Genomic DNA, 26,056 nt, shown 5'->3' with positions numbered 1-26,056 from the left:
GATCCGTTCAGCAGCCATCCCGAGGAGGGACCCATGACCGTCCAGGACCCCACCGCCGTCGCCGCCCCGTCACCGACGGAGGTGTTCCGCGCGGCCCGCGACCTGCTGGTCGAGTGCCAGACCGACGACGAACGCGCCCGCGCCGAGTTCGAGTGGCCCCGCTTCGAGCACTTCAACTTCGGCTTCGACTGGTTCGACCGCCTGGCCCAGGACCCGGCCCGCGCGGACGTGCCGGCGCTGATCATCGCCGAGGACGACGGGCGCAGCACCGAGCGCACCTTCGCCGAGCTCTCCGCGGCCTCCAACCGGGTGGCGAACTGGCTCTCCGCGCAGGGCCTGCGCCGCGGCGACCGCCTCATCCTCATGCTGAACAACCAGGTGGAGCTGTGGGAGTTCATGCTCGCCTGCATCAAGCTGCGGGTGGTCATGGTGCCCACCACCACACAGATGACCTCCGGGGACCTCGAGGACCGGGTGACGCGCGCCGGCGCCGCGTGGGCCGTGGCCGGCGCCGAGGACCTGGCCAAGTTCGCCGGCGTCGGCGAGGACCTGCACCTGGTGCACGTGCCGGGCGTCTTCGCGGAGGGCCCGGCGCGCCGCGCCCCCGAGGTCGCCGGCCACACCGTGCTCTCCTACGACGACGCCGACGACGCCGCCACCGAGCTGACCCCGGCCGAGCCGACCCCCGCCGACGAGACGCTGCTCTTCTACTTCACCTCGGGCACCACCTCGAAGCCGAAGCTCGTGGAGCACACCCACACCTCGTACCCGGTCGGCCACCTCACGACGCTCTACTGGATCGGTCTGCAGCCGGGCGACGTGCACCTCAACGTGGCCTCCCCGGGCTGGGCCAAGCACGCGTGGTCCAACTTCTTCGCCCCGTGGATCGCGGAGGCCACGATCTTCGTGCACAACGCCCGCAAGTTCGACCCCGCGGCCCTGATGGCCAACATGGCGCGCTACGGCGTCACGAGCTTCTGCGCCCCGCCCACCGTGTGGCGCATGCTCATCAAGGCGGACCTGGCGCAGCTGACGACCCCGCCGACCAAGACCATCTCCGCGGGCGAGCCGCTCAACGCCGAGGTGATCGACCAGGTGCACAAGGCGTGGGGCACCACGATCCGCGACGGCTTCGGCATGACCGAGACCACCCTGCAGGTCGCGAACACCCCCGGCCAGAAGGTCGTCATCGGCTCGATGGGCCGCCCGCTGCCCGGCATGGACGTCACCCTGCTCGACCCGCTCACGGGCCAGGAGGCCGAGGAGGGCGAGATCTGCCTGCGCCTCGACCCGCGTCCGGTGGGCCTGCTGAAGTCCTACTACGGCAACCAGGAGAAGACGGACGAGGTGTTCCGCGACGGCGTCTTCCACACCGGCGACATCGCCCGCCGCGACGAGAACGGCGTGCTGACCTATGTGGGCCGCGCGGACGACGTCTTCAAGTCCTCCGACTACAAGGTGTCCCCGTTCGAGCTGGAGTCGGTGCTGGTCAAGCACCCGGCCGTGATGGAGGGTGCGATCGTCCCCACCCCGGACGAGCTGCGCCTGGCCGTGCCGAAGGCCTTCGTCACCCTCGCCCCGGGCCATGAGCCCACCGCGGAGACCGCCCGGGCGATCCTGCAGTTCACGCTCACCCAGCTGCCCCCGTACAAGCGCATCCGGCGCATCGAGTTCCTCGAGCTGCCGAAGACCATCTCGGGCAAGATCCGCCGCGTGGAGCTGCGCAAGGCCGAGGTCGAGCGCGCCCAAACGGGCGCCGCCCCGGACGGCTACGGCACCGAGTTCCGGGAGGAGGACCTGGACCTGCAGCGCTGACCGGCCGTTCCCCGCCGCCGCCCCGTCCGTGTCCGGTAGTGGCGGGGGACCCCCGGTGCGCCGCTAGTCTGGAGCGCCATGAAGAAGCCACCCCTCGCCCAGGACCCCATCCGGGAGGCCGCCCGGAACTGGGAGCGTCACGGATGGGGTGACGTCGCCCGCCCGATGGCCGCCATCACCTCGATCATGCGGGCCCAGCAGATCCTGCTGGGTCGGGCGCAGGCCGCGCTCAAGCCCTACGGGCTCACCTTCGCGCGGTACGAGCTGCTGGCGCTGCTGAACTTCTCGCGCGAGAAGCGGATGAGGATGTCCAAGGCGTCCGCGCTCCTGCAGGTCCACCCCACCTCGGTGACCAATGCGGTGGACCGGCTCGAGGCCGCCGGGCTGGTGGAGCGCACCCCCCACGAGTCGGACCGCCGCGCGCTCGTGCTCGCCCTCACGGACGAGGGCCGGCGCGTCGCCGTCGCCGCCACGGAGACGCTCAACGCCGAGGTCTTCGGCCGCTCCGGCTTCGACCCGGCGGACGTGGACACCCTCATCGACGTCCTCGGCCGGTTCCGCGCCGAGGCCGGCGACTTCCAGGCCGACGGCCCCGACGCCGGCGCGCCCGCGACGGCGGAGCACACCTCCTCCTGACGCGCCCTCCGGCCTCCGGACCGTCCGGCTCAGCGGGGCTCGAGGCGCACGGCGCCGTCGAGCCGGATGACCTCGCCGTTCAGGAACGGGTTGGACACGATCTGCTCGACGAGCAGCGCGTAGTCCTCGGGTCGGCCGAGCCGGGCCGGATGCGGGGTCTTGGTGGACAGCGCCTCGCGGGCGGCCTCGGGCAGGCCGGCCATCATGGGCGTCTCCATCAGACCGGGGGCGATCGTGACCACGCGGATCTGCGAGGAGGCGAGCTCGCGGGCCGCGGGCAGGGTCAGCGCAACCACGGCGCCCTTGGAGGCGGAGTACGCGATCTGGCCGATCTGCCCGTCGTAGGCCGCCACGGAGGCGGTGTTCACGATGACGCCGCGGTCCTCGCCGAGCGGCTCCTGCGCCTTCATCGCGGCGGCGGCCTGGGCCATCATCGACACGGTGCCGACCGCGTTGATCGCCAGGACCCGGCCCAGCACCTCGGCGGACAGCGGCCCGTCGCGACCCACGAGCTTGCCCGGCGTCGCCACCCCGGCGCAGTTGACCAGCACCCGCAGCGGCCCGGCCTCCAGCGCGGCGGCCACGGCCTCCCGGGCGGTGTCCTCGGCGGTGACGTCGCCCGTCACGAAGCGCGCACGGGGACCGAGGGCGGCCACAGCGTCCGCGCGGACGGTCTCGCCCTCGCGGTCCGGCAGGTCCACCACCACGACGGCGGCGCCCGCGTCCGCCAGGCGGCGGGCGGTGGCATGGCCGAGGCCCGAGGCCCCGCCGGTGACGATCGCGCTCTGGTTCGACAGGTCCATGGGCGGACCCTCCCTTCCTCCTCGGGATACCCCCCGAGTTCGATAGTTGCATGTCCTACGTTCTCATCCTAGATTAGCGGAAGAGTAACCCAGATCACACGCACGGCCGGGCCCGTCACGCCCGCCGTGGGCGGCGCCGCCCGGCGTCCGCCTGCCGCCTGGACCCGCGAGGAGCCCCCATGTCCGAGAAGACCGCGCCCACCGAGACCGCCCCCGTGATCCCCCACTTCGTGCACGGCGAGCGGCGCGAGGGCGCCTCCGGCCGGCACGGCGACGTCTACCACCCGGCCACGGGCGGCGTGGCGGGGCGCGTGCCGCTGGCCTCCGCCGAGGAGATCGACGCCGCCCTGGCCTCCGCCGAGGAGGGCTTCGCCGCGTGGTCGAGGCTGAACCCGCAGCGCCGCGGCCGCATCCTGCTGCGCTGGGTCGACCTGATCAACGAGAACATGGACGAGCTGGCCACCGTGCTCGCCCAGGAGCACGGCAAGACCTTCCCGGACGCCAAGGGCGACATCCAGCGCGGCATCGAGGTCGTGGAGTTCGCCGCGGGCGCCCCGCACCTGCTCAAGGGTGAGTTCACCGCCGACGCGGGCACCGGCATCGACGTGCACTCCATCCGCCAGCCGCTCGGCGTGGCCGTGGGCATCACGCCCTTCAACTTCCCGGCGATGATCCCGCTGTGGAAGGCCGGCATCGCCCTGGCGGCGGGCAACGCCTTCGTCCTCAAGCCCTCCGAGCGCGACCCCTCCGTCCCGGTGCGCCTGGCCGAGCTGGCCCTCGAGGCCGGCATGCCCGCCGGCGCCCTCAACGTGGTGCACGGCGACAAGGCCGCCGTGGACGCGCTCATCGAGGACCCGCGCGTCAAGGCCGTCGGCTTCGTCGGCTCCACCCCGATCGCGCAGTCCATCTACGCGCACGCCGGCCGCATGGGCAAGCGCGCTCAGTGCTTCGGCGGGGCCAAGAACCACGCCGTGGTCATGCCGGACGCGGACCTCGAGATGACCGCCGACGCCCTGGTGGGCGCCGCCTTCGGCTCCGCGGGCGAGCGCTGCATGGCGATCTCGGTGGCCGTCCCGGTCGGCGAGGAGACCGCCGACCGCCTGATCGCGCTGCTCCGCGAGCGCGTGAAGGACCTCAGGGTCGGCCCGTCGCTCGAGGCGTCCTCGGACTTCGGCCCCGTCGTCTCGAAGGAGGCGAAGGAGCGCATCGAGGGCTACATCGCGGCCGGCGTCGAGGCGGGCGCCGACCTGGTCGAGGACGGCCGGGGCGTCGTCGTCGAGGGCCACGAGGACGGCTTCTACGTGGGCGCCACCCTGTTCGACCGCGTCACCCCGGAGATGAGCATCTACCGCGAGGAGATCTTCGGCCCGGTGCTCTCCGTGGTCCGCGCGAAGGACTACGAGGAGGCGCTGACGCTCGTGAACGAGCACGAGTTCGGCAACGGCGTGGCCATCTTCACCCGCGACGGCGACGCCGCCCGCGACTTCTCCACCCGCGTGGACACCGGCATGGTCGGCGTGAACGTGCCGATCCCCGTGCCGATCGCCTACTACACCTTCGGCGGCTGGAAGGCCTCCGGCTTCGGCGACCTGAACCAGCACGGCACGGACGGGCTGAAGTTCTACACCAAGACGAAGACCGTCACCACGCGCTGGCCCTCCGGCGTGCGCGAGGGCGCCAGCTTCGTGATGCCGGCCGGCTCGTGACCGCCCCGCAGCCCGTCCCGACCAGGAGGACCCCATGACCACCGTTCTGTTCCTCGGCCTCGGCCACATGGGCGGCCCCATGGCCGCCAACCTCGCCGCCGCGGGTCACCGCGTGCTCGGCTTCGACCTCGTCCCCGAGGCCCTCGAGAAGGCCCGTGCGGCCGGCGTCGAGACCGTCACGGACACGGCCGCGGCGGCCGCGGAGGCCGACGTCGTGCTGACCATGCTCCCCCACGGACGCCTGGTGCTGGACGTCTACCGGGGTGAGGACGGCGACGGCGGCCTGCTCGCCGCCGCCCGCCCCGGCACCGTGTTCCTGGACTGCTCGACCATCGATGTCGCCGAGGCCCGCGAGGCGGCCGCGGCGGCGGAGGCGGCGGGCATGCGGGCCGCCGACGCGCCGGTCTCGGGCGGCCAGGTGGGCGCCGAGGCCGGCACCCTCGCCTTCATGGTGGGCGCCTCGGACGAGGTGTACGCCGAGGTGCTGCCGCTGCTCGAGGTCATGGGCGCGCGGATCGTGCACTGCGGGGCCGCCGGCCTGGGCCAGGCCGCGAAGATCTGCAACAACATGGTGCTGGGGGTCACGCAGATCGCCGTCGCCGAGGCCTTCGTCCTGGGCGAGCGCCTGGGCCTGCAGCACCAGGCCCTGTACGACGTGATGAGCAAGGCCTCCGGGCAGTGCTGGTCCCTGACCACCAACTGCCCGGTGCCCGGCCCCGTCCCCGGCTCCCCCGCGAACCGGGACTTCCAGCCCGGCTTCGCCGGCGCCCTGATGGCCAAGGACCTCGGGCTCGCGCTCGCGGCCCTGGACGAGCAGGGCGTGGCGGCCGACCTGGGCCGCCTCGCGCAGGCCAAATACGCCGAGTACGCCGCCGGAGAAGGCGCCGCCCGCGACTTTTCCGGCATCATCGAGGACATCCGAGCATCACACACGGACAGGAGCGAGGCATGAGCGAGCAGACCACCCCGGACGGCGCCGAGTCGCCGATCATCGTGGAGCGGCAGGGCCGGGTCGGCCACATCCGGCTGAACCGGCCGAAGGCCCTGAACGCGCTGAACGAGGCGACGATGCGTGCCGTCGTCGCGGCGGTGCAGGAGCTGGACACCGACCCGGAGATCGGGGCGATCCTGCTCTCCGGCTCCCCCAAGGCGTTCGCCGCCGGCGCGGACATCAAGGAGATGGCCACCAAGGAGTTCTCCGAGATGTACGCGGCCGACTGGTTCGCCGGCTGGGACGGGCTCACCCGTGCCCGCACCCCCATCGTGGCGTGCGTGACCGGCTACGCCCTCGGGGGCGGCTGCGAGCTGGCCATGATGGCCGATGTGCTCGTGGCCGGCGAGGGCGCGAAGTTCGGCCAGCCCGAGATCAACCTCGGCGTCATCCCCGGCATGGGCGGCTCCCAGCGCCTGACCCGCGCCGTGGGCAAGGCGAAGGCCATGGACATGATCCTCACCGGCCGCATGATCGGGGCGGAGGAGGCCGAGCGCATCGGACTCGTCTCCCGCGTGGTGGCCGACGAGAATGCCCTCGAGGAGGCGCTGGAGGTGGCCGCGACCATCGCGTCCAAGTCCAAGCCGGCCTCCTGGATGGCCAAGGAGGCCGTCAACGCCGCGTTCGAGACCACGCTCGCCCAGGGCATCGCCTTCGAGCGCCGCGTGTTCCACGCCGCGTTCGCCACGGCGGACCAGAAGGAGGGCATGGACGCGTTCGCGGCGAAGCGCGAGGCGGGGTGGCAGCACCGATGAGCGACGCGCAGACCACCGCGACGACGGCCCCCGCGGCCGGGCAGGACGGCGCGGCGGACGAGGTGCTCCTCGAGGTCCGCGACGGCCTCGGCCGCATCACGCTGAACCGTCCGCGCGCCCTGAACGCGCTGACGCAGGACATGGTCCGGGCGATCGACGCGGCCCTGACCGACTGGGCCGCGGACCCCGCCGTGCGCGGCGTGCTGATCCGCGGCGCCGGGGAGAAGGGACTGTGCGCCGGCGGCGACGTCGTCTCCCTGCGCTCCTCGCTCCTGGCCGGGCGGTTCGCGGAGGCCGAGGAGTTCTTCCGCGACGAGTACGCGATGAACGAGCGCATCGCCACCTACCCCAAGCCGTACGTGGCCTTCATGGACGGCGTCGTCCTGGGCGGCGGCATGGGCGTGTCCGTGCACGGCTCGCACCGCGTGGCCACCGAGCGGACCCGCGCCGGCATGCCCGAGACGGCGATCGGGTTCACCCCCGACGTCGGCGGCTCCTTCCACCTCGCCCGCGCACCCTTCCAGGCGGGCCGGCACCTGGCCGCGACCTCGGCGCATGCCTCCGGGTCCGACGCGGTGGCCCTGGGCCTGGCGGACGTCTTCGTGGAGTCCGCCCGGCTGGACGAGCTCGAGCAGGCCCTCGCCGCGGCGTTCGGCGCCCTCGGCTCGGCCGCGGACGCGGGCGCGCGCGACGAGGCCGCCTTCGCCGCCGCCGACGAGGTGCTGGCCCGGTTCGCGGTGGCCGAGGACGCACAGCCCGCCTCCGCGCTGGTGGCCGGCCGGGAGTGGATCGAGGACGTCTACGACCGGGAGACGGCCGCCGAGGTCCTCGCCGCCCTGGACGAGCGCGCCGCCGCGGGCGGGGAGCACGCCGAGGCCGCGGGGCAGGCCGCCGAGGCCATCCGCACCAAGTCCCCGACCGCCGTCGCCGTGGCCCACGAGGCCCAGCGCCGGCTGGCCGCGCGCGGAGCGGACCTGACCGTGGCCGACGCACTGCGCCAGGAGTTCACGATCGCCACCCACCTGATGCGCGAGCCGGACATGGCCGAGGGCATCCGCGCGCTGCTCGTGGACAAGGACAAGGATCCGACGTGGAGCCCGGCCCGGCTCGAGGACGTCTCGACCGAGGACGTGGCCGGGCACTTCGAGCCCGTGTCCGGGGTGGACCCGCTGCAGCTCGGCTGAGCCCGCCCCGACGGACCGCGCCCCGTGGTCCCGTGTGGGGACCGCGGGGCGCCGTGCTGGGTGGGGCGACCGGGTGGGGCCCCGGACGTCAGGCGATCAGGCCGCGACCCACGATCATGCGCATGATCTCGTTGGAGCCCTCGAGGATCCGGTGCACGCGCAGGTCCCGGACGAGCTTCTCCACGCCGTACTCGTGCAGGTAGCCGTAGCCGCCGTGCAGCTGCAGGGCGGTGTCGGCGGCCTCGTAGCCGTGTTCGGTGGCCACGAGCTTGGCCATGGCGCACAGGCGCACGGTGTCCGGGTCGTTGCGGTCCAGGGCGTCCGCGGCGCGCATGAGCATCGTGTGGGCGGTCTCCAGCTTCACGGACATGTCCGCGAGCTCGAAGACGAGGGCCTGCTTGGTGGTGAGCGGCTCGCCGAACGCGCTGCGCTCCTTGAGGTAGCGGGTGGCCTTGTCCAGGGCGGCCAGGCCGCCGCCGATCGAGCAGGCGCCGATGTTCAGGCGGCCGCCGTTGAGGCCCTTCATGGCGATGCGGAAGCCGTCGCCCTCCTCGCCGAGGCGGTCGGCCACGGGCACGCGGACGTCCTCGAAGATCACCTGGCGCGTGGGCTGGGTGTGCCAGCCCATCTTCTTCTCGTTGGGGCCGAAGGACAGGCCGGGGGTGTCCTTGTGGACCACGACGGCGGAGATCCCCCGGGCGCCCGTGTCCGCGGTGCGGCACATCACCACGTAGCAGTCGGACGCGCCGGCGCCGGAGATGAACTGCTTGACGCCGTTGAGGACGTAGTGGTCGCCGTCGCGGACGGCGCGAGTCTTCAGCGCGGCCGCGTCCGAGCCGGCGCCGGGCTCGGTGAGGCAGTAGCTGGCCAGGTGCTCCATGCCCGCGAGGTCGGGGATCCAGCGGGCGCGCTGCTCGTCGCTGCCGAAGGAGTCGATCATCCAGGCGACCATGTTGTGGATGGAGATGTAGGCGGCGAAGGCCGGGTCCGCCTTGGCGAGCTCCTCGAAGATCAGGATCGCGTCCGTGCGCTCCAGGCCGGTGCCGCCGTGCTCCTCCCCCACGTAGATGCCGCCCAGGCCGAGCTCGCCCGCCTCGGCGAGGACGTCCACCGGGAAGTGCTTCTCGGCGTCCCAGTCGAGGGCGTGCGGGGCGACGCGCTGCTCGGCGAAGTCGCGGACGGCGTCGACCAGGGCCTTCTGGTCGTCGGTGATGGGGAACATGGGTTCGTCCTCCTGGGGCTCGGGCCGGCCGCGCGGGCGGTCCACGACGGGGTGGTGCGGGGGTGACACCGCGGGCGGCGACAGGGTGTGACTGTCGTCACCACGATAATAGGACATCCAATGATCAGCCGTGTCGCCGCCGGGCCGTGGGCTAGCGTGCTCCCCGTGCAGACCACCACCAGCCCCACCGCGGACTCGCCCACCGGCCCCCGCTCCCACCCCTCCGGCCGCACGGAACAGCTGTTCGGCATCCGCCGCCATGCGCTGATGACCGAGCGGAACGGCGCCCTCAACCCGGCCGCGTTCGAGGTCGGCCCGTGGTGCCTCGACCTGGACGGCCGGCCCACCGGCGCGGCGGCCACCGTGATCATGGACAACGCCACCGCGGTGGCCGTGCACCACGCGGCCCGAGACATCGAGACCGTGGTCACCACCGAGCTGCAGGTCAACGTGCTCGGCCCGCTGCCCGCCTTCGACGCGGCGGTCGCGGCCGGGGACGAGGACGGCCCGCTGCTGGAGTGCTGGACCCGCCCGCTGGCCTGGGATGCCGCCGGCGGCGTGGCCCGCGCGTGGCTCGAGGACGCGGACGGGCGTCGCGTGGTCGAGGCGACCGGCTGGTTCCAGTCGGTGCCGGCCGGAGCGCCGGAGCGGATGGCCGCGTTCGTCGCGGCCGGGCGGCTGCCCCGCAGGGCCGAGACCCGCGTGCCCATGCCGGGGCTGCTGGCCGCCCGCCCCGAGTCGCTGCCGACGGCCGATCCGGACGTGCGCCCCGCCGTCGCTGCCGCGGCGAGCGCGGGCGCCCGCTTCGCCCCGAAGCCGGAGCTGGCCAACCCGTCGGGCGCGGTCCACGGCGGGGCCATGACGCTGCGGGCGGTCACCGCCGCGCAGGCGGCCATGCCGGACCGCGAGCGCTACGACGTCCAGGCCGTGCGCGTGGTGTTCGTGCGCCCGGGCCACGGCGAGATGGTCGCCCTCACGCGGGTGCGGCACGCGGGCCGGTCCCTGCGCCTCGTGGACGTGGACCTCGTGCCGGTCGGCGCCGACGGCGTCCCCGTGGCCGACAAGCCGATGGTCCAGGTGCAGGTCACCTTCCGAGCTGCCCGGAGCTGACGCCCCGCACGCCCGAGCACCCGAGCGCTTTCGAACGTGAGAAAGGGCCTATCTCACGTTCGAAAGCGCTCATTCCCCCGAGATCACGTTCGAAAGTCCCGGGTGGAGGAGGAGGGGCCGTCGTCGTGCGGCCGGCTCAGCGGCCCACGGTGCCGAACCGGGAGGCCACGGGGGCCGTGAAGGCGGGCTTCAGGAAGAACCACGCGGCGGCGGTGACCGCCACGCTCACGAGGAACACCACGAGGCCCCACGCGTCGGTGGCACCGCCCCGCGAGGTGTACATGTGGTTCAAGTTCGTCAGCAGGCCCGTGAAGGCCACGAGGAACACGTGCACCACGATGAACGCCACGAAGAAGACCATCACCGGGAAGTGCACCTTGCGGGCCACCTCCATGGGGAACGCCTTGTTCAGTCCCTTGGCCTCCGTGGGGAACCACGAGGACATGCGCCAGCCCGTGAGGGCGGCGAGCGGGGCGGCCACGAACACCACCAGCGCGTAGGAGAGCATCTGCAACGCGTTGTAGTGCACCCAGCCGTTCTCCGTGGGCCAGTCCAGGGACAGGTACTGGATGCCGGCGGACAGGGCGTGCTGGAACACGTGCGGGTCCGTGGGCACGATCCGCGCCCAGTGGCCGGTGACGATCAGCAGCACCACGAAGATCACGCCGTTGAGCAGCCACAGCGCGTCGAGGGCCTGGTGCGTCCAGATGGTGAGCGAGAACTTCTTCGGGGTGTTGCCCCGCGCGGAGAACAGGCCGTCCTTCGTCGGAGTGAAGTTGGCCGGCGGCCGCGTCTCGTGACGGATCTGCAGGCCCGTCCGGATGATCAGCACCATCAGGAACATGTTCAGGAAGTGCTGCCAGCCCATCCACCAGGGCATCCCCTCGGGGGTGCCCTCGGGCAGGACCGGGTGCCCGTCGTAGGTCGCGATGAAGTCCGCCACCGGGTCGAGGCTCCGCAGCCAGCGTCCGGCCAGCACTGCGAGCAGCGCCAGCACGACGACGCCGGCCACCGCCGGCAGCGCCTTGCGCAGGCGGGACGGGGCGGCGGATTCGGCGGCGTCCGTCTCCGCGGCCCGAGCGGGCGTGCCGGTGGCGGCCCCGGGGGCGGCCCGGGGCGGCTGCGCGGTGGAGGCCGGCGGGGCCGAACGGGTGTCCGGCGCGGTGGGAGCCGGCTCCGCAGCCGGCGCCGCGGCCACGGGGGCGGCGACGGCCGGTTCCGCATCGGCCGGCTCCGCGGCGGCGGGCTCGGCGGTGGCCTGCTCCGGTGCGTCGACCTCCTGCGCCACCGTCTCCGGCGCGGTGGGGGCGCCCACGGCGGCCAGCTCGGTGAACCACTCCCCCTCCCGGGCGAACGGCACGTACCCGGCCATGCGTCGCCGCTCCGCGAGCGGCACGAGGTCGGACTCCACGGGCGCGCCCACCCCGGACGCGGCGGGCGCACCGGCCGCGGCGGCCGCGACGGCGGCCGCCACGTCCGGCACGACGGGCTCGGTCTCCGCGGGTGCGGGGGCCCGCGTCGGGGACGCTGAGGCGGCAATCGGCTCGGGGGCGGCGGCCGGGGTCGATCCCACGGCCGGGGCGGGGGCGCCGCCGAGCCACTCGGCCTCGCGGGCGAACGGGACGTACCCGGCCATGCGGCGTCGCGCGGACAGGGGCGTCGGGGCCGACGCCGGCGCGGACGGCGCCACCGGCACGGCGGGCGCGACCACCGGGGCCGCCGTCGTGGTGTCCTGCGCCGGGGCGGGGGCGGGCTCGTTCTCGGCCGGGGCGCCCCTCAGGGGGACGTAGCCGGCCATTCGCTGCTTGGGCATGCTTCTCCTCGTCCGAGGGGCGCGGTCCGCTGCGGACCGCGCCCGCACCGGTTCAGCCGCGGCGGGTGCGCAGCTGCTCGATGACCTGCGGGACCACCTGGAAGATGTCCCCGACCACGCCGAAGTCGGCGTGCTCGAAGATCTCGGCGTCCTCGTTCTTGTCGATCGCCACGATGGTCTTGGCGGTCTTCATGCCGGCCAGGTGCTGGATGGCGCCGGAGATGCCCAGGGCGATGTACAGGTTCGGGGACACGATCACGCCGGTCTGGCCCACCTGGCGCTCGGCCGCGGTGTAGCCGGAGTCGACGGCGGCACGCGAGGCGCCCACGGCGGCGCCGAGCTCGTCGGCGAGCTGCTCGACGATCGCGAAGCCCTCCTCGGAGCCCACGCCGCGTCCGCCGGCGACGACGGTCTTGGCGCCGCGCAACGGCGGACGGGCGGAGTTCTGCGTGCGGGCGTTCACCTCGAGCACCCGGGCGCCGGCGGTCACCGGGCCCAGCTCGGCGGCGGCCAGCTCCACGACCTCGGGCGCCTCGACGGCCGGAGCCCGATCCGCGACGGCGCCGGGGCGCACGGTGATGATCCGGGGGCCGCCCTCGCCGGTGGACTCGCTGAGGTAGTCGCCGCCGAACACGGAGTGGCGGGCGATGACCTCGTCGTCAGCCCAGCGCAGCCCCACGGCATCCGCGCAGACGGGGCCGCGGGCGCGGACGGACAGGCGGCCGGCCACCGCGCGGGACTCGGGGCTGCTGGAGATCAGCACGGCCACGGGCGCGGTGCGGGCGGCCGCGGCGGCGAGGGCCTGCACGGCGGCGTCGCCGAGGGTGGTGGCGGCGTCGTCGGCCACGAGGACGTGGACGCGCGTGGCGCCGTACTCCCCCAGACGGGCTACGGCGGCGTCCCTGCCCTCCGCGCCGGTCACGAGGACGGCCTCGGGCACGCCCACGGTTGCGGCGGCGCCGAGCAGCTCGGCCACGACCGGGCGGAGCGCGCCGTCCGCGCCGATCTCGGCGTGCACCAGCACGGTCTGACCGCTGTTCGCGGCGTCGGTCTGCGTCGTCATCTCGGTCTCCTCCACGTTCGCGCTCACACGAGCCCCCGACCCGCGAGGAACTCCACCAGCCGCTCGGCGGCGGTGCCGTCGTCGGTGATCTTCTCGCCCGCGGCACGCTCGGGACGCGTGTCCGCCGAGACCATCACGGAGCGGTAGGCGGCCTCGGCCGGGCCCGCGGCGATGCCGAGGTCGGCCAGGGACAGCACGGTGAGCGGCTTCTTCTTGGCCGCCATGATGTTCTTGAAGTTCGGGAACCGCGGCTCCGCGGTCTTCTCCGTCAGGCTCGCCACGGCGGGCAGGGCGACGGCGGCGCGCACGTCCGCGTCCGAGGTCGCCACGGTGCCGGTCAGCTCGCCGTCGGCCAGCTCGGGTGCCTCGGCGTGCGGCAGGTAGGGCCGGTCCAGGAGCTCGGCGACCATGGCCGGCACCACGCCGGTGCCACCGTCCGTGGACAGCGTGCCGGCGAGCACGAGGTCGGCGCCCTCCTTCTCGACGGCCGCGGCGATCACGCGGGCCGTCTCCACGGCGTCCGAGCCGACGAGCGCGTCGTCGGTGATCTGCACGGCGGAGTCCGCGCCCATGGCCAGCATCTTGCGCAGGGTCTTCGAGGAGTCCTCGGGGCCCACCGTCAGGGCCACGACCTCGACGTCCGCGCCGGCGTCCCGCCAGCCCAGGGCGACCTCCATGACGCGCTCGCTGATCTCGTCCGGCACGGGCTCGGCCGCGCCGTCGCGCACCACCCAGCCGGTCTCCAGGCTCAGCTCACGCTCCTGCCACGTGTCCGGCACCTGCTTGGCCAGCACCAGGATCTTCACGGCCTCTCCTCCTTGGGTCGCGGTCTCGCCCCGGGGCTTCCGCCCCGAGCACGGTGACTTACGCTACAGACTACGGGTCCGCGCACGTCCGGGCCGCATGACCCCCGCGCGGGAGCGGCCGGGGCCGCCGTCGTCGGCCCGTGCGTCCGGACCATGATCGCCCGAACCGAGGAGGCACCGTGAGCCCCGCCGCCCCGCCCGCCGAGCCGCCGGCCGCCGAGGACCGGCCCCGGGTCCCGGCGGTGCCCGCCTCCTCCCTCGTGCTGGTCCGGCCCGGGGCCAGCGGCGAGATCTCGGTGTTCACCGTCCGCCGCGCCGGGACCATGGCCTTCAGCGCCCACGCCACGGCCTTCCCCGGCGGCCGCGTGGACCCCGCGGACGACCTGCCGGACCGGCTGTGGGAGGGCACGGATCTGGCCGACTGGGGCCGGCGCCTGGGGCTGCCGCGCGAACCCGTGGACGCCCACGGCACCCTCACGGAGCTCGACCCCGCCGAGGGCGCCGGCCGCGTGCTGGCCGCCGCCGTCCGCGAGACGTTCGAGGAGACCGGAGTGCTCCTGGCCCGGGACGCCGTCACCGGCACCCCCGTGGACCCGGCCCGGGTGGCCGCGTTCCCCGACGAGCTGCGCGACGCCGTCGAGCGCCACGAGGTGGACTTCGGGGAGCTGCTCGACCGCGAGGGGCTGCGCCCCGACGCCGGCGCGCTCGTGCCGTGGTCCCGGTGGATCACCCCGCACGGGGGCCCGCGCCGCTACGACACGTTCTTCTTCGCCGTCCACCTGCCGCAGGGCCAGTCCCCCGAGCGGATGTCCTCCGAGGCGGCCAGCCACGGCTGGGCGTCCCCCGCCGAGCTGCTGCGCCGCTTCCGGGCCGGCAAGGTCAACCTGATGGCCCCCACGTGGTGGCAGCTGCGCACCCTGGTCGACGCCGGCGAGGACATCCACGCGGGCCGCTCCCGGTTCGAGCCCCTCGAGGGGGTCATGCTCGTGGCCGGGCAGGGGCCCGTGTTCCCCCACGCGGACGAGTATCTGCGTGACCTGACGGCGTTCCGCGCGGCCGCGCAGGTGGAGGAGTCCAAGGACAACATCCTCTGAGCGCTCCCGGCTCCGGTCCGTGCGGCGGGCGACGGGCCGGAGAGCACCGCGGACCTCGACCCGCGACCCCATGGCCTGCAGGGCCCCGTGCCCCTAGTCTGGTCTGCACCGGATCACCCGGCTCCGCGCGTCCGGCCCCCACCCCCGGCCGCCGCGCGTCCCGCTCGCACCCTAGGAGCACTGCATGGCGCTCAGCGTCCTCGACCTGTTCTCGATCGGCATCGGCCCGTCCTCGTCCCACACCGTGGGTCCCATGCGCGCCGCCCGCCGCTTCACGGACAGCATGGGCCAGCACGGCGTCCTCGAGCGCACGGCCCGCGTGCACGCCGAGCTGTTCGGCTCGCTGGCGGCCACCGGAGTGGGCCACGGCTCGGACACCGCGGTGCTGCTCGGCCTGGCCGGCCAGGACCCCGAGACCATCGACCCGGACGCCTGCACCGGGCTCGTGGAGGAGATCGTCACGGGCGGTCGACTGCCCCTGGACGGGCGCCACGAGATCGCCTTCGACCGGCAGGCGGACCTGACCCTCCACATGCGCGAGTCCCTGCCCGGGCATCCGAACGGCATGCGCCTGACCGCCTACGACGACGCCGGCGAACAGCTCCACACCCGCGACTACTACTCCGTGGGCGGCGGCTTCGTGGTCACCTCGGACGAGCTCGAGGCCGAGCTGGACGCCACCAAGGACGTCAACCGCACCGACGACGGCGACACCGGCGAACCGTACCCCTTCTCCACGGGCGCCGAGCTCGCCGCCCGCTGTCACGAGGCGGGCCTGAGCATCGCGGAGCTCATGCTCGCCAACGAGGCCACCCGCCACGACCTCGACGAGCTGCGCACCCAGCTGCTGGCCATCTGGGCCGTCATGGAGGAATGCGTCCACAACGGCGTGTCCCGCACCGAGCCGATCCTGCCCGGCGGACTGCAGGTCCGCCGTCGGGCCCCCGCGCTGCGGGAGCACCTGCTCCAGACCACCGACCGCACCGACCCTATGTGGGCCATGGAGTGGGTCAACCTCTTCGCGCTCGCGGTGAACGAGGAGAACGCCTCGGGCGGGCGCATCGTCACCGCGCCCACGAACGGCGCCGCGGGCATCATCCCGGCCGTCATGCTCTACTACATGCGCTTCGTGCTCCCCGAGGGCGCCACGCAGCAGGAGCGGGACGACAAGGTGGTCGAGTTCCTGCTCACCGCGGCGGCGATCGGCATCCTGTACAAGCGCAACGCCTCCATCTCCGGCGCCGAGGTCGGCTGCCAGGGCGAGGTCGGCTCGGCCTGCTCCATGGCGGCGGGCGCCCTGTGCGCCGTGCTCGGCGGCACCGTGGACCAGGTGGAGAACGCGGCCGAGATCGGGATCGAGCACAACCTCGGGCTGACGTGCGACCCCGTGGGCGGCCTCGTCCAGGTGCCGTGCATCGAACGCAACGCGATCGCGTCGGTGAAGGCCATCAACGCGGCCCGGCTGGCGCTGCTGGGGGACGGCTCGCACCGGGTGACCCTGGACCAGGCCATCACGACCATGCGCGACACCGGCGCGGACATGAAGTCCAAGTACAAGGAGACCTCGCGCGGCGGCCTGGCCGTGAACGTCATCGAGTGCTGATCGCCCGGGTCCGCGGCCCAGCGCCGCTCCGGTCGGGACGGACGGGGCACCCGTCCGCTACCGTGGGGCCCGACCCGCACCCTGCCCCCGAGCGCGAGAGGACCGACGTGGCCATTCATCCTGTGGACGCGACCCTGGAGGCCGCGAAGATCGATCCCGACCAGCGTGCCGAGAGGCTCAAGGGCGTGAAGCTCGACGGCGCCGGCTGGAAGTACGCGCTCACGCGTGCGCTCAAGGAGTTCGGCAACGACGGCGGCACCGACCTGGCCGCGAAGCTCACCTACTACCTGGTGCTCTCGCTGGCTCCTTCCCTGCTGGCCGTGTTCTCCATCCTGTCCCTCGTGCTCGCCTCCAACCGCGGGGCCATCGACGATCTGCTGGGGGAGCTGACCGGCCTGGTCCCGAGCGACTACCAGCCGCTCGTCACGAACCTGGTGACCACCATGAGCGACTCGGCCGGCTCAGGCGGCGGGATCATCGCCCTCATCATCGGCATCGCGACCGCCCTGTGGTCCGCCTCCGCGTACGTGAAGGCGTTCAACCGCTCGGCCAACACGGTGTACGGCTACGAGGAGGGCCGCGGCCTGGTGAAGCTGACGCTGACCAACCTGCTCACCACGCTCATCCTGATCGTGGGCATCGTGGTCGTGCTGCTCTCGCTGGCGCTGAACCGCTCGCTCGTGGACGGCTTCCTCCAGCCGATCGCCGGGCCGCTCGGCATGACCGGCGTGGTGAACTTCCTCTCGGACACGTTCCTGCCGGTGTGGGCGTGGGCGAAGTGGCCTGTCGTCGTCGTGATCCTGCTGGTGCTGATCGCGACCCTGTACTACACCACCCCGAACGTCCAGAAGCCGCGCTTCCACCTCTTCGGCCCCGGCAACATCGTGGCGCTGGTGGGCATGGTGCTGGCCGCGGTGGCCCTGTCCGTGTACTTCACGCAGTTCGCCGGCTACTCGGCGTACGGTGCGATCGGCACGGTCATGGCGCTGCTGTTCGCCCTGTGGATCTTCAACATCGTGCTGCTGCTCGGCCTGGAGGTCGACGCCGAGGTGGAGCGTGCCCGCCAGCTCGAGGCCGGCCTGCCCGCCGAGGCTCGGGTGCAGCTGCCCCCGAAGGACGTGGCCGGGGTGGAGAAGCGCGCCGAGAAGCAGACGGCCGTGGAGGAGCGCGGCTACGAACTGCGGGCGGTCCACGAGGGCCGCTGACCGCGCCCGGCGCGGCGCCGAGCGCACGTTCCGCACCGACAACGACGGCCGCTCACCTGGCGAGGTGGGCGGCCGTCGTCGTGCGCGGGGCCCTCAGCGCTGGGCCGCGCGGTAGCCGTCCGCCTGGGCCGCGGCGGCGGAGGCGTAGCAGTGGCGCGCGTTGGTCCTGCCGTAGTGCTGCTGACCGGGCACGTGGTAGATGCCCGAGTTGTCGTTGGCCTTGACCGGGTGGGAGTCCGGGCACACGGAGTCGGCTCCGCTCACCGGCCCCGCGTCGCCGGACGCGGGGGCCGCCTCCGGGGCGGGGGCCGGGGCCGCCTCCGGGATGGGCTCGGCCGCGGTGCCGCACTCCCCGGAGAACCTGCCGACGCCGTTCGCCCGGGCCTGCTCCCACGCCGCCTCGACCTCGGGCAGGAAACGGTCGTTGCCGTCGAAGACCGCCGGCTCGCCGTAGCCCAGGCGGGCCATCTCGGCGTTGAGCAGGACGCCCTCGGCGTACACGCCGGCGAGGAGGCGGTCGTAGCGGTCGTAGAGCCGGCGATCGTACCGCAGCACCACCGTGTCGCCGGGGCTGATCATCGACTTCAGCGCCGCCGTCGCCTCCGGTCCCATGCACTCGACCGGCTTCGAGGGGTGGTGGGTCTCGGGGGTGTCGATGTTGAGCAGGCGCACCCGCGTGGACACCTCGCCGAGGGTCACGCGGAGCGTGTCGCCGTCCGAGATCGACTCGACCGTGACCACGTCTCCCTCGACGTCGGCCGGGGCGGCGGGCGCCGCCGGCTCGGCACTGCGGGAGCCCTCAGCGGCACGCGACTCGGCGGCCCCGCTCGAGGACGACGCTGCGGCGCGCGAGCTCTGCGCGGCGGAGGAGGAAGCGGCCAGCGACGACGCAGCGGCACGGCTCGTCGCAGCCGCGTCGACGGAGGGGGTGGACGTGATCGGCATCGTGCTGACCGACGCGGAGGTGTCGGCATCGCTCGCCGGGGTGACGCCGTCGTCGGTGGCGGTGCAGCCGGTGAGCAGGAGCAGGGACAGTGCGGCCGCGGGGAGCGCCGCGCGCAGACGGGCAAGGGGCACGAGGATCCTGGAGGGGAAGGGACGGGGACATGACGAAGGCCCCGCCGTGAGGCGGGGCCTTCGGATCACCACATCATCGCAGGTGGGAGGCACAGGTGTTGCCGCACGTCACGACAACATCGGTCCCCGTTCCGTCAATGACGACGGGGGTCAGCGGCGGCCGTCGATGGGGTCGCCGCCGCCGTCGAGGGCGTCGAGGACGAGGTCGCGGGCCTCGCCCGTCGCGGACCGGCGGGAGAGCAGCAGCGCGGCCAGCCAGCACAGCAGGACGATCGCGGCGCCGCCCCACGCCAGGAGGGCGAGGCTGCCCGAGAGCAGCCCCGTGCCGTCCGCGCGGCCGACGCCGATCCACACCAGACCCCACGCGAGCGCGAACGCCGGAGCCGGGCGGCCGCCGTTGTACACGGCCGTGAACGCGCCGATCAGCACGGCCACCACGAGCATCACCTTCGCCCAGAAGGACGACTGCCCCGGATCGCCGACGACGCCGGTCGAGGCCAGCCACGCGGCCAGGTTCGCCACGGCGGCGATCGAGACCCAGCCCAGATGCAGGCCCTGCACCCCGTCCAGGAGGATCCGTTCGCCCCAGCTGTGCGCGCGGACGGATTCGAGGAGCACCAGGATCCACGCCAGGCACGCCAGCAGCAACGCGATCACCACGACGCTCAGCCCCAGCAGCCCGGCCTGCACCGTCCAGATCCACGCGGCGTTGAGCAGCACCGAGACCAGGATCCACGGTCGCAGGCGGTCGTGACGGGCGGACTGGGCCGAGGGGAGGAACTGCCACACGGCGTAGGCGAACAGGCCCGCGTAGATCACGGACCAGATGCCGAACGCGGGGGTCGCCGGGGACACCCAGGTGGCGTCCGGGCCGAGCCAGCCGCCCGCGGCCTCGGCCACGGGGGTCAGGCCGCCGACGACGCCGGAGCCCAGGAACGCGGCCACGATCGCGAGGATCACGACCACGAGCATGGCCACCCGGCCGCCCGTCGAGGCCAACCCCGTCCCCGAGCTGGGGACGCGCGCCGCGGCGTCGGGGCCGAAGGGGCTGCGGGACGGGCCGAGGTCGGTGGCGGTGCTCATGGGTGCTCCCGTGGGGTGATCGTCGGGGGTGCGCCCCGGGCGGGGCGGGTCTCAGGGTCAGCGTAGCCGCCGGGCCCATCGCGGGCACGGGCCACCGCGGCCTAGGGTGGGGGCATGCGCACTCCCTCCCCGATCGGACTCCTGCTGGACGTGGACGGCCCCGTGGCCTCCACCGAGACCCGGACCGTGCCGGAGGGGATCATCGACGTGCTCGTCCGCCTCGCGCGGCGCGGGGTGCCGGTCGGCTTCAACACGGGCCGCTCCACGGACTTCCTCCTGCACAGCGTGATCGCCCCGCTGCGCGACGCGGGCCTCCCGGACGACGCCCCCTTCCACGCGGTCTGTGAGAAGGGCGCCGTGTGGTTCCCGTTCTCCGCGGTGCCCTCCGGGGACCTGCCCGACGTCACCGTGGACGGCACCGCCCCGGACTGGCTCCGCACCGACCCGGACATGGCCATCGACGCGGACACCCGTGACGCAATCTGGGCCCTCAACGATGAGCGCGCCGGGGACCTGCAGTTCACGGACCACACCAAGCTGGCCATGGTCTCCCTCGAGAAGACAGTGGGCGCGGACCAGACGGAGTACGAGCGGGTGCGCGACGACGTCGCCGCGGGCGTCGAGGGCCTGCTCGCCGAGCGCGGACTCGCCGAGGAGGTGCGCGTGGCCCCTTCGGTGATCTCGGTGGACGTCGAGCACCGCTCCTCCGGCAAGGACCTGGGCGTCGAGCGCTGCTTCGGCCTGCTGGCGGAGGCGGGCACCCCGGTGCCCGAACGCTGGCTCACCGCGGGCGACTCGCGCAGCGACTACGCCATGGCCGACCGGCTGCACGAGCGTGGACTCACCGTGGAGCACATGGACGTGCGCCCCGCCGACGGCGTCCCCGAGAAACCCTACGGCGTGGTGACGGCGGCGATCCTCGCCGAACGCGGCATCGGCGACGCCGAGGACGTCCACGAGCGGGCGGGCGAGTCCCTGCTGCGCTGGGTCGAGCGCGACCTGCTGCGCTGACCAGGTCGGACGCCACCTGCGGGCGGCCGCCCCTCCCCGGGCCGGGACCTCGACCCCTAGCGTGGAAGGCAATGCGGCGCCCCTGCCGAACCGGCCCGGGCGCCTCCCGACCAGAGAAGAGGTTCCACCGTGGCCACTGTCGCCCAGAACATCGTCGAGACCCTCCACGCCTCGGGCGTGCGCCGCATGTACGGCGTGCCCGGGGACTCCCTCAACGGGCTGACCGAGGCCCTGCGCTCCCACGGCGGCATCCAGTGGGTGCACACCCGGCACGAGGAGACCGCGGCCTTCGCCGCCTCCGCCGAGTCCCAGCTCACGGACGAGCTCGCGGTCTGCGTGGGCTCGTGCGGTCCGGGCAACCTCCACCTGATCAATGGCCTGTTCGACGCGCAGCGCTCCCGCACCCCGGTGCTCGCGATCGCCGCGCACATCCCGTCGGAGGAGATCGGCTCGGGCTACTTCCAGGAGACCCACCCGCAGGACCTGTTCCGCGAGTGCTCCGTCTACGTGGAGCACGTCTCCTCGGCGGACCAGATGCCCCGTATGCTGCGCACCGCGATGCGGGCCGCCGTCGAGCAGCGGGGCGTGGCCGTGCTCGTGATCCCGGGCGACGTGGCCCTCACCGAGCTCTCCGCGAAGCCCGAGGTGATCCGTCACACGCCGTCCCGCGTCATCCCGGCCGACTCCGTGCTGCGCGAGGCCGCCGAGGCCCTGGACTCGTCCAAGCGGATCACCATCCTGGCCGGCGCGGGTGCGGCCGGCGCCCACGACGAGGTCGTGGCCCTGGCGGAGCGCCTGCAGGCCCCGATCGTCCACGCGCTGCGCGGCAAGGACCGGATCGAGTACGACAACCCGTATGACGTCGGCTTGACCGGCCTGCTCGGCTTCGCCTCCGGCTACCACGCGCTCAAGGAGGCCGAGACGCTGCTGATCCTCGGCTCCTCCCTGCCGTACCGGCAGTTCTACCCCGAGGACGCCACGGTCATCCAGGTGGACGTGCGCGGCGAGCAGATCGGCCGACGGGTGGCCGTGGACGTGCCGCTCGTGGGCGGCGTGAAGGAGACGGCCCAGGCCCTGCTGCCGCTGCTACGCGGGAACTCGTCGTCGGCGTTCCTGGACAAGGCGCTCAAGCACTACGCCAAGACCCGCAAGGACCTCGACCAGCTGGCCACCCCGGGCCGTGGACGCGTGCACCCGCAGTATGTGGCCCGCCTCCTCGACGAGCTGGCCGACGACGACGTGGTGTTCCTGCCCGACGTCGGCTCCCCGGTGGTCTGGGCCTCCCGGTACCTGACGATGAACGGGCGCCGCCGGATCATCGGCTCCCTGTCCCACGGCTCCATGGCCAACGCGGTTACCCAGGCGGTCGGCGCCCAGGCGGTCGACCCCACCCGCCAGGTGGTGGCGATGGCCGGCGACGGCGGGCTGGCCATGATGCTCGGCGAGCTGATGTCGTTCGTGCAGAACGGCCTGCCCGTGAAGACGCTCGTGTTCGACAACGACTCGCTGAACTTCGTGGAGCTCGAGATGATGGCCGCCGGGTTCGTCCCCTACGGGACGAGCCTGGAGAACCCGGACTTCGCGGCGATCGCGGAGGCGATCGGCATCAAGGGCTTCCGCGCGGACCACACGACGGACCTGCCCGCGGTGATGCGCGAGTTCCTCGCCCACGACGGGCCGGCGCTGCTGGTGGTCAAGACCGAGCGTCAGGAGCTGACGATCCCGCCGAGCATCGAGTTCGAGCAAGCCAAGGGCTTCGCGCTCTACGCCATGCGCACCGTCCTGGACGGCAAGGGCACCAAGCTGCTCGACCTCGCGAAGGCGAACCTGCGCCAGCTCTTCTGACCTGCCGCGCACGACGACGGCCCGGACGCTGGCGGCGTCCGGGCCGTCGTCGTGGTGGGGCGGGGAGAGCCCAGCCCCGCCGGTAGGTCAGGCGCGGTGGGCGCCGCCCTCGGCGACGATCGGGTGCTCGGCCGTGCCGGCGACGCCCTGGGTGATCAGGCCGTCGGCGCGGTGCTCCCAGAAGTCCGCGTTGCGGATGCCGAGCGGGCGCGGGTCGAACTGCGGGTCGAGACCCTGGCGCTTCTGTGCGCGGTAGTCCTTGAGGGCCTTGAGGGCCGGGCCCTGCAGCACCAGGATGCCGAGGATGTTCAGCCAGGCCATGGAGCCCACGCCGATGTCGCCGAGGCCCCAGGCCGCACCCGTGGTGGCGACGGCGCCGTAGGCCACCGACACGAGGATCAGGGCCTGCAGGAAGCGCAGCGCGACGCGGCGGACCATGCCGTTGCGCAGGTTGCGCGTGAGAAACACGATGTTGACCTCGGCCATGTAGTAGTACGCCACGATCGTGGTGAAGGCGAAGAACGCCAGCGCCACGGCCACGAACGTGGGGCCGAAGCCGGAGAACATGGCGTCGAAGCCGGTCTGGACGAAGGCCGGGCCCTCGGAGGCCGTCGGCGAGACGATGCCCTCGAACAGCAGGCCGGAGCCGGACCCGTCCGAGTACACCCGGTAGGCGCCCGTGGAGATGATGATGAACGCGGTGGCCGAGCAGACGAAGAGCGTGTCGATGTACACGGCGAACGCCTGCACGAAGCCCTGCTTGGCTGGGTGCGAGACCTCGGCGGCCGCGGCGGCGTGCGGGCCCGTGCCCTGGCCGGCCTCGTTGGAGTAGACGCCGCGCTTCACGCCCCACTGGATGGCGAGGCCGAGGATCGCGCCGAACACGGCGTGCACGCCGAACGCGCTGGCGAAGATGGAGCCGAAGACCTCGGGGATCTGGTCGAAGTTCAGGAACAGCACGATCAGCGCGAGGATGATGTACAGCACGGCCATCACGGGCACCACGTAGACGGCGAACGTCGCGATGCGCTTCACGCCGCCCAGGACGATGAAGGCCAGCAGGATGACCATGGCCAGGGCCACGACCCAGGCGGGCACGGCCCACGCCTCGCCCACGGCCGCGGCCACGCCGTTGGCCTGCACGCCCGGCAGGAAGTAGCTGGTGGCGAAGACGGTGACGACGGCGAACAGGATCGCGTACGCCTTGAAGGCGGGGGCGGCGGCCGTGTGCTTGTAGGCCTTCTCGAAGTAGTACGCCGGGCCGCCGCGGTACTCGCCGGTGTCCGGGTCGCGCTCCTTGTAGATCTGGCCGAGCGTGGACTCGATGAAGGATGTGGCGGCGCCGAGCAGGGCCATGACCCACATCCAGAACACGGCGCCGGGGCCGCCGAACGCGATGGCCGTGGCGACGCCGCCGATGTTGCCCATGCCGACGCGGCCGGCGAGCGACATCATGAGGGACTGGAGGGACGAGGTGCCGTCCGCGGAGTCCTGGCCCTCGCGGAGCTGCTTCACCATGTCCGGGATGTTCACGAACTGCAGGAACAGGGTCCGGATGGTGAAGTAGAGGCCGACGATCAGGCAGAGCCAGATCAGGGCCGGGGACCAGATGACGTCGTTCACGGCGGTGATGAGATCTGCGAAGGACATGGGGTCTCCAGATCGGGGTGGGGATGGCCGGTGCGGTGCGAGCTCCGAGCGGCGGCCGCCGGCGGTCCCGGACGACTGGGGAGAAGGATACGCGCAAATGTGACCCGCGTCTCGCATCCAGCGTGGCGGATCGGGAGTCCGGGCGCGCGGCCCGCGACGACAGCGGCCCCGGACATGCGAAAAGCCCCGGAACCACTGGGGTCCCGGGGCTTGCCCGCGGAGGATGGGGGATTTGAACCCCCGAGGGCTGTTAACCCAACACGCGTTCCAGGCGTGCGCCATAGGCCGCTAGGCGAATCCTCCTTGGTGCGCCCCCATGCGGCGGACCGCGCGAGGGCAGGTTCCATCATAACCAGATCGTCCTGGGCCGCGCCAATCCTCCGCGGGAGGCGCGAGCTCGGCCCGAGCCTCCCCGCGGCCCGAATCGCCGCGCCCGCCGCCACCCTGCTAGACTCTTCGACGGCCCCTCACGTGGTGTCATCTCGCTGAACTCCCCCAGGACCGGAAGGTAGCAAGGGTAGGTGGGCTCTGGCAGGTGCGTGAGGGGTCTTCACTTTCCCCAGGAGATCCCATGCCCGCCGGACGCTACGCCCCCTCCCCCACGGGAAGCCTGCACCTGGGCAACCTGCGCACCGCGCTCGTCGCGTGGCTCGCGGCGCGCGCCACGGACCGTGCCTTCCTGCTGCGGGTCGAGGACCTGGACCGCGTCCGCTCCGGGGCCGAGGCTGACCAGCGGGCGGACCTGGCCGCCGTCGGGCTGGACTGGGACGCCGAGCCGGTGCGCCAGTCCGAGCGCACCGCCCTGTACGACGCCGCCGTGGCCGCCCTGCGCGCCGCGCACGGCACGGACGCGGTCTAGGAGTGCTTCTGCTCCCGCAAGGACATCGCCGAGGCGACGTCGGCCCCGCACCCGAGGCCCGACGACGGTGCCCCCGCCTCCGGCGGCACCGTGCCGCTGCGTCCGCCCGGCTTCTATCCGGGCACCTGCCGCGGCCTGACCGAGGCCGAGCGGGCCGAGCGACGGCGGGTGCGCCCCGCCGCCCTGCGGATCGATGCGGCGAAGGTCGCGGGCCTGCCGGCGGGCGAGACCCCGCGCGCCACCGCCGTGGACGTGCTGCACGGCGAGGTCACGGGCCTGGTCGACGACCTGGTGCTGCGCCGGAACGACGGGGCGTACGCGTACAACCTGGCCGTCGTCGTGGACGACCTGGCGCAGGGCGTGGACCAGGTGGTCCGCGGCGACGACCTGCTCGACTCGGCCCCGCGCCAGCGCTGGCTGGCCGAGGCGCTGTGCGCCGCGCGCGGGGAGCCGACGCCCGCGGTGGAGTACCTGCACGTGCCGCTCGTGCTGAACGCGGAGGGGCGGCGGCTGGCCAAGCGGGACGGCGCCGTGACCCTCGAGGACCTCTCCGCGCAGGACCCGGCGTGGACCCCCGAGCGGGTGCGGGACCGGCTGCTGGAGTCCCTCGGCCTGCCCGCGGGACCGCTGGCGGCCGCCGTGCCCGCGTTCGACCCGGCCGCCCTGCCGCGTGTTCCGTGGGTGTTCACCGGGCTCTGAGCGGGCCGGCGCCCTGGTCCGCCGCA

20 protein-coding genes, 1 tRNA gene, 1 other RNA gene and 1 pseudogene are annotated in these 26,056 nt (G+C 73.4%); 14 read left to right on the top strand and 9 right to left on the bottom strand.

The genetic code is table 11. The annotated features are described in order from the left end of the window. Window positions 1-33: 33 nt before the first annotated feature. Together AC3RJ9_RS01210 and AC3RJ9_RS01205 are read left to right on the top strand one after the other, a co-directional pair. Window positions 34-1,815: an AMP-binding protein gene (locus AC3RJ9_RS01210; RefSeq protein WP_123244234.1), complete on the top strand. Its 1,782-nt coding sequence runs from the start codon at window positions 34-36 to the stop codon at window positions 1,813-1,815. Window positions 1,816-1,893: 78 nt separating this feature from the next. After that, entirely contained in the window at window positions 1,894-2,451 is a 558-nt protein-coding gene (locus AC3RJ9_RS01205) for a MarR family winged helix-turn-helix transcriptional regulator (RefSeq protein ID WP_115165445.1), read from the top strand. A 29-nt stretch (window positions 2,452-2,480) separates the two neighbouring features. Here AC3RJ9_RS01205 and AC3RJ9_RS01200 read toward each other — a convergent pair whose 3' ends face one another. Then, a complete protein-coding gene (locus AC3RJ9_RS01200; RefSeq protein ID WP_123244233.1) occupies window positions 2,481-3,254 on the bottom strand; it encodes an SDR family NAD(P)-dependent oxidoreductase in 774 nt (257 codons plus the stop codon). Window positions 3,255-3,433: 179 nt separating this feature from the next. On the opposite strand from AC3RJ9_RS01200, the gene AC3RJ9_RS01195 reads away from it, so the two are divergent. The 4 genes from AC3RJ9_RS01195 to AC3RJ9_RS01180 are packed head-to-tail and all read left to right on the top strand — an operon-like array spanning window position 3,434 to window position 7,890. Beyond that, on the top strand, window positions 3,434-4,960 hold the full coding sequence (locus tag AC3RJ9_RS01195; protein WP_123244232.1) for a CoA-acylating methylmalonate-semialdehyde dehydrogenase: 1,527 nt from the start codon (window positions 3,434-3,436) through the stop codon (window positions 4,958-4,960). A 34-nt stretch (window positions 4,961-4,994) separates the two neighbouring features. Then, window positions 4,995-5,912, top strand: a complete 918-nt coding sequence (mmsB, locus tag AC3RJ9_RS01190; RefSeq protein ID WP_041102792.1) for a 3-hydroxyisobutyrate dehydrogenase — start codon at window positions 4,995-4,997, stop codon at window positions 5,910-5,912. Next, window positions 5,909-6,706 carry an enoyl-CoA hydratase gene (locus AC3RJ9_RS01185; RefSeq protein ID WP_041102790.1) on the top strand — a complete coding sequence of 266 codons (798 nt, stop codon included), beginning with the start codon at window positions 5,909-5,911 and terminating at the stop codon, window positions 6,704-6,706. The genes mmsB and AC3RJ9_RS01185 overlap by 4 nt, the downstream gene beginning before the upstream one ends. Next, on the top strand, window positions 6,703-7,890 hold the full coding sequence (locus AC3RJ9_RS01180) for an enoyl-CoA hydratase/isomerase family protein (RefSeq protein ID WP_061867544.1): 1,188 nt from the start codon (window positions 6,703-6,705) through the stop codon (window positions 7,888-7,890). Before AC3RJ9_RS01185 ends, AC3RJ9_RS01180 begins: the two co-directional genes overlap by 4 nt. An 88-nt stretch (window positions 7,891-7,978) precedes the next feature. Here AC3RJ9_RS01180 and AC3RJ9_RS01175 read toward each other — a convergent pair whose 3' ends face one another. Then, the gene (locus tag AC3RJ9_RS01175; protein ID WP_159833663.1) at window positions 7,979-9,112 is read right to left on the bottom strand and encodes an acyl-CoA dehydrogenase family protein; all 1,134 of its coding nucleotides are present in this window, start codon (window positions 9,110-9,112) and stop codon (window positions 7,979-7,981) included. 165 nt (window positions 9,113-9,277) lie between these two features. On the opposite strand from AC3RJ9_RS01175, the gene AC3RJ9_RS01170 reads away from it, so the two are divergent. After that, complete coding sequence (locus tag AC3RJ9_RS01170) at window positions 9,278-10,222, top strand: PaaI family thioesterase (protein ID WP_061873266.1); 945 nt, start codon at window positions 9,278-9,280, stop codon at window positions 10,220-10,222. 136 nt (window positions 10,223-10,358) lie between these two features. Here AC3RJ9_RS01170 and AC3RJ9_RS01165 read toward each other — a convergent pair whose 3' ends face one another. From AC3RJ9_RS01165 to AC3RJ9_RS01155, 3 genes are read right to left on the bottom strand one after another with little or no spacing between them, the layout of a single operon-like run. Continuing rightward, on the bottom strand, window positions 10,359-12,035 hold the full coding sequence (locus tag AC3RJ9_RS01165) for a cytochrome b/b6 domain-containing protein (RefSeq protein WP_240335710.1): 1,677 nt from the start codon (window positions 12,033-12,035) through the stop codon (window positions 10,359-10,361). 52 nt (window positions 12,036-12,087) lie between these two features. After that, a complete protein-coding gene (locus tag AC3RJ9_RS01160) occupies window positions 12,088-13,125 on the bottom strand; it encodes an electron transfer flavoprotein subunit alpha/FixB family protein (RefSeq protein WP_144879291.1) in 1,038 nt (345 codons plus the stop codon). Continuing rightward, window positions 13,122-13,904, bottom strand: a complete 783-nt coding sequence (locus AC3RJ9_RS01155; protein ID WP_144879293.1) for an electron transfer flavoprotein subunit beta/FixA family protein — start codon at window positions 13,902-13,904, stop codon at window positions 13,122-13,124. The genes AC3RJ9_RS01160 and AC3RJ9_RS01155 overlap by 4 nt, the downstream gene beginning before the upstream one ends. A gap of 179 nt (window positions 13,905-14,083) precedes the next feature. Between AC3RJ9_RS01155 and AC3RJ9_RS01150 the strand changes: the two genes are divergently transcribed. From AC3RJ9_RS01150 to AC3RJ9_RS01140, 3 genes are all read left to right on the top strand, one after another. Then, window positions 14,084-14,998, top strand: coding sequence for an NUDIX hydrolase (locus tag AC3RJ9_RS01150; protein WP_206495840.1), 915 nt, complete (start codon window positions 14,084-14,086; stop codon window positions 14,996-14,998). Window positions 14,999-15,182: 184 nt separating this feature from the next. After that, window positions 15,183-16,601, top strand: a complete 1,419-nt coding sequence (locus AC3RJ9_RS01145) for an L-serine ammonia-lyase (protein WP_036336757.1) — start codon at window positions 15,183-15,185, stop codon at window positions 16,599-16,601. A gap of 107 nt (window positions 16,602-16,708) precedes the next feature. Further along, window positions 16,709-17,806, top strand: coding sequence for a YihY/virulence factor BrkB family protein (locus AC3RJ9_RS01140; protein ID WP_227717929.1), 1,098 nt, complete (start codon window positions 16,709-16,711; stop codon window positions 17,804-17,806). Window positions 17,807-17,899: 93 nt separating this feature from the next. On the opposite strand, the gene AC3RJ9_RS01135 is transcribed toward AC3RJ9_RS01140, so the two are convergent. Together AC3RJ9_RS01135 and AC3RJ9_RS01130 are read right to left on the bottom strand one after the other, a co-directional pair. Beyond that, a complete protein-coding gene (locus AC3RJ9_RS01135) occupies window positions 17,900-18,883 on the bottom strand; it encodes a thermonuclease family protein (RefSeq protein WP_206495841.1) in 984 nt (327 codons plus the stop codon). 150 nt (window positions 18,884-19,033) lie between these two features. Further along, complete coding sequence (locus AC3RJ9_RS01130) at window positions 19,034-19,966, bottom strand: TspO-related membrane protein (protein ID WP_102708205.1); 933 nt, start codon at window positions 19,964-19,966, stop codon at window positions 19,034-19,036. Between the two features lie 114 nt (window positions 19,967-20,080). Between AC3RJ9_RS01130 and AC3RJ9_RS01125 the strand changes: the two genes are divergently transcribed. Together AC3RJ9_RS01125 and poxB are read left to right on the top strand one after the other, a co-directional pair. Beyond that, window positions 20,081-20,977 (top strand): HAD family hydrolase, encoded by an 897-nt coding sequence (locus AC3RJ9_RS01125; protein WP_152744008.1) that lies wholly within the window; start codon window positions 20,081-20,083, stop codon window positions 20,975-20,977. 129 nt (window positions 20,978-21,106) lie between these two features. Continuing rightward, window positions 21,107-22,822: a ubiquinone-dependent pyruvate dehydrogenase gene (gene poxB / locus AC3RJ9_RS01120; RefSeq protein WP_049146688.1), complete on the top strand. Its 1,716-nt coding sequence runs from the start codon at window positions 21,107-21,109 to the stop codon at window positions 22,820-22,822. An 87-nt stretch (window positions 22,823-22,909) separates the two neighbouring features. Here the strand turns inward: poxB and AC3RJ9_RS01115 are convergent, their stop codons facing one another. Together AC3RJ9_RS01115 and AC3RJ9_RS01110 are read right to left on the bottom strand one after the other, a co-directional pair. Next, complete coding sequence (locus tag AC3RJ9_RS01115) at window positions 22,910-24,472, bottom strand: alanine/glycine:cation symporter family protein (protein WP_061867552.1); 1,563 nt, start codon at window positions 24,470-24,472, stop codon at window positions 22,910-22,912. A 217-nt stretch (window positions 24,473-24,689) separates the two neighbouring features. Further along, window positions 24,690-24,775: transfer RNA gene (locus AC3RJ9_RS01110), tRNA-Ser, on the bottom strand. A 155-nt stretch (window positions 24,776-24,930) separates the two neighbouring features. Between AC3RJ9_RS01110 and ffs the strand changes: the two genes are divergently transcribed. Together ffs and gluQRS are read left to right on the top strand one after the other, a co-directional pair. After that, an RNA gene (gene ffs, locus AC3RJ9_RS01105) (signal recognition particle sRNA small type) lies at window positions 24,931-25,027 on the top strand. A 16-nt stretch (window positions 25,028-25,043) separates the two neighbouring features. Beyond that, window positions 25,044-26,030, top strand: a pseudogene (gene gluQRS, locus AC3RJ9_RS01100) (tRNA glutamyl-Q(34) synthetase GluQRS). The last annotated feature ends 26 nt before the right edge of the window (window positions 26,031-26,056 follow it).

The organism is Micrococcus sp. 63XJN7_6_ISO-PGPR-S23-444 (genome assembly GCF_058072765.1).
Note: the sequence above shows the minus strand (reverse complement) of the source record. Positions and strands in the feature narration are given on the sequence as shown.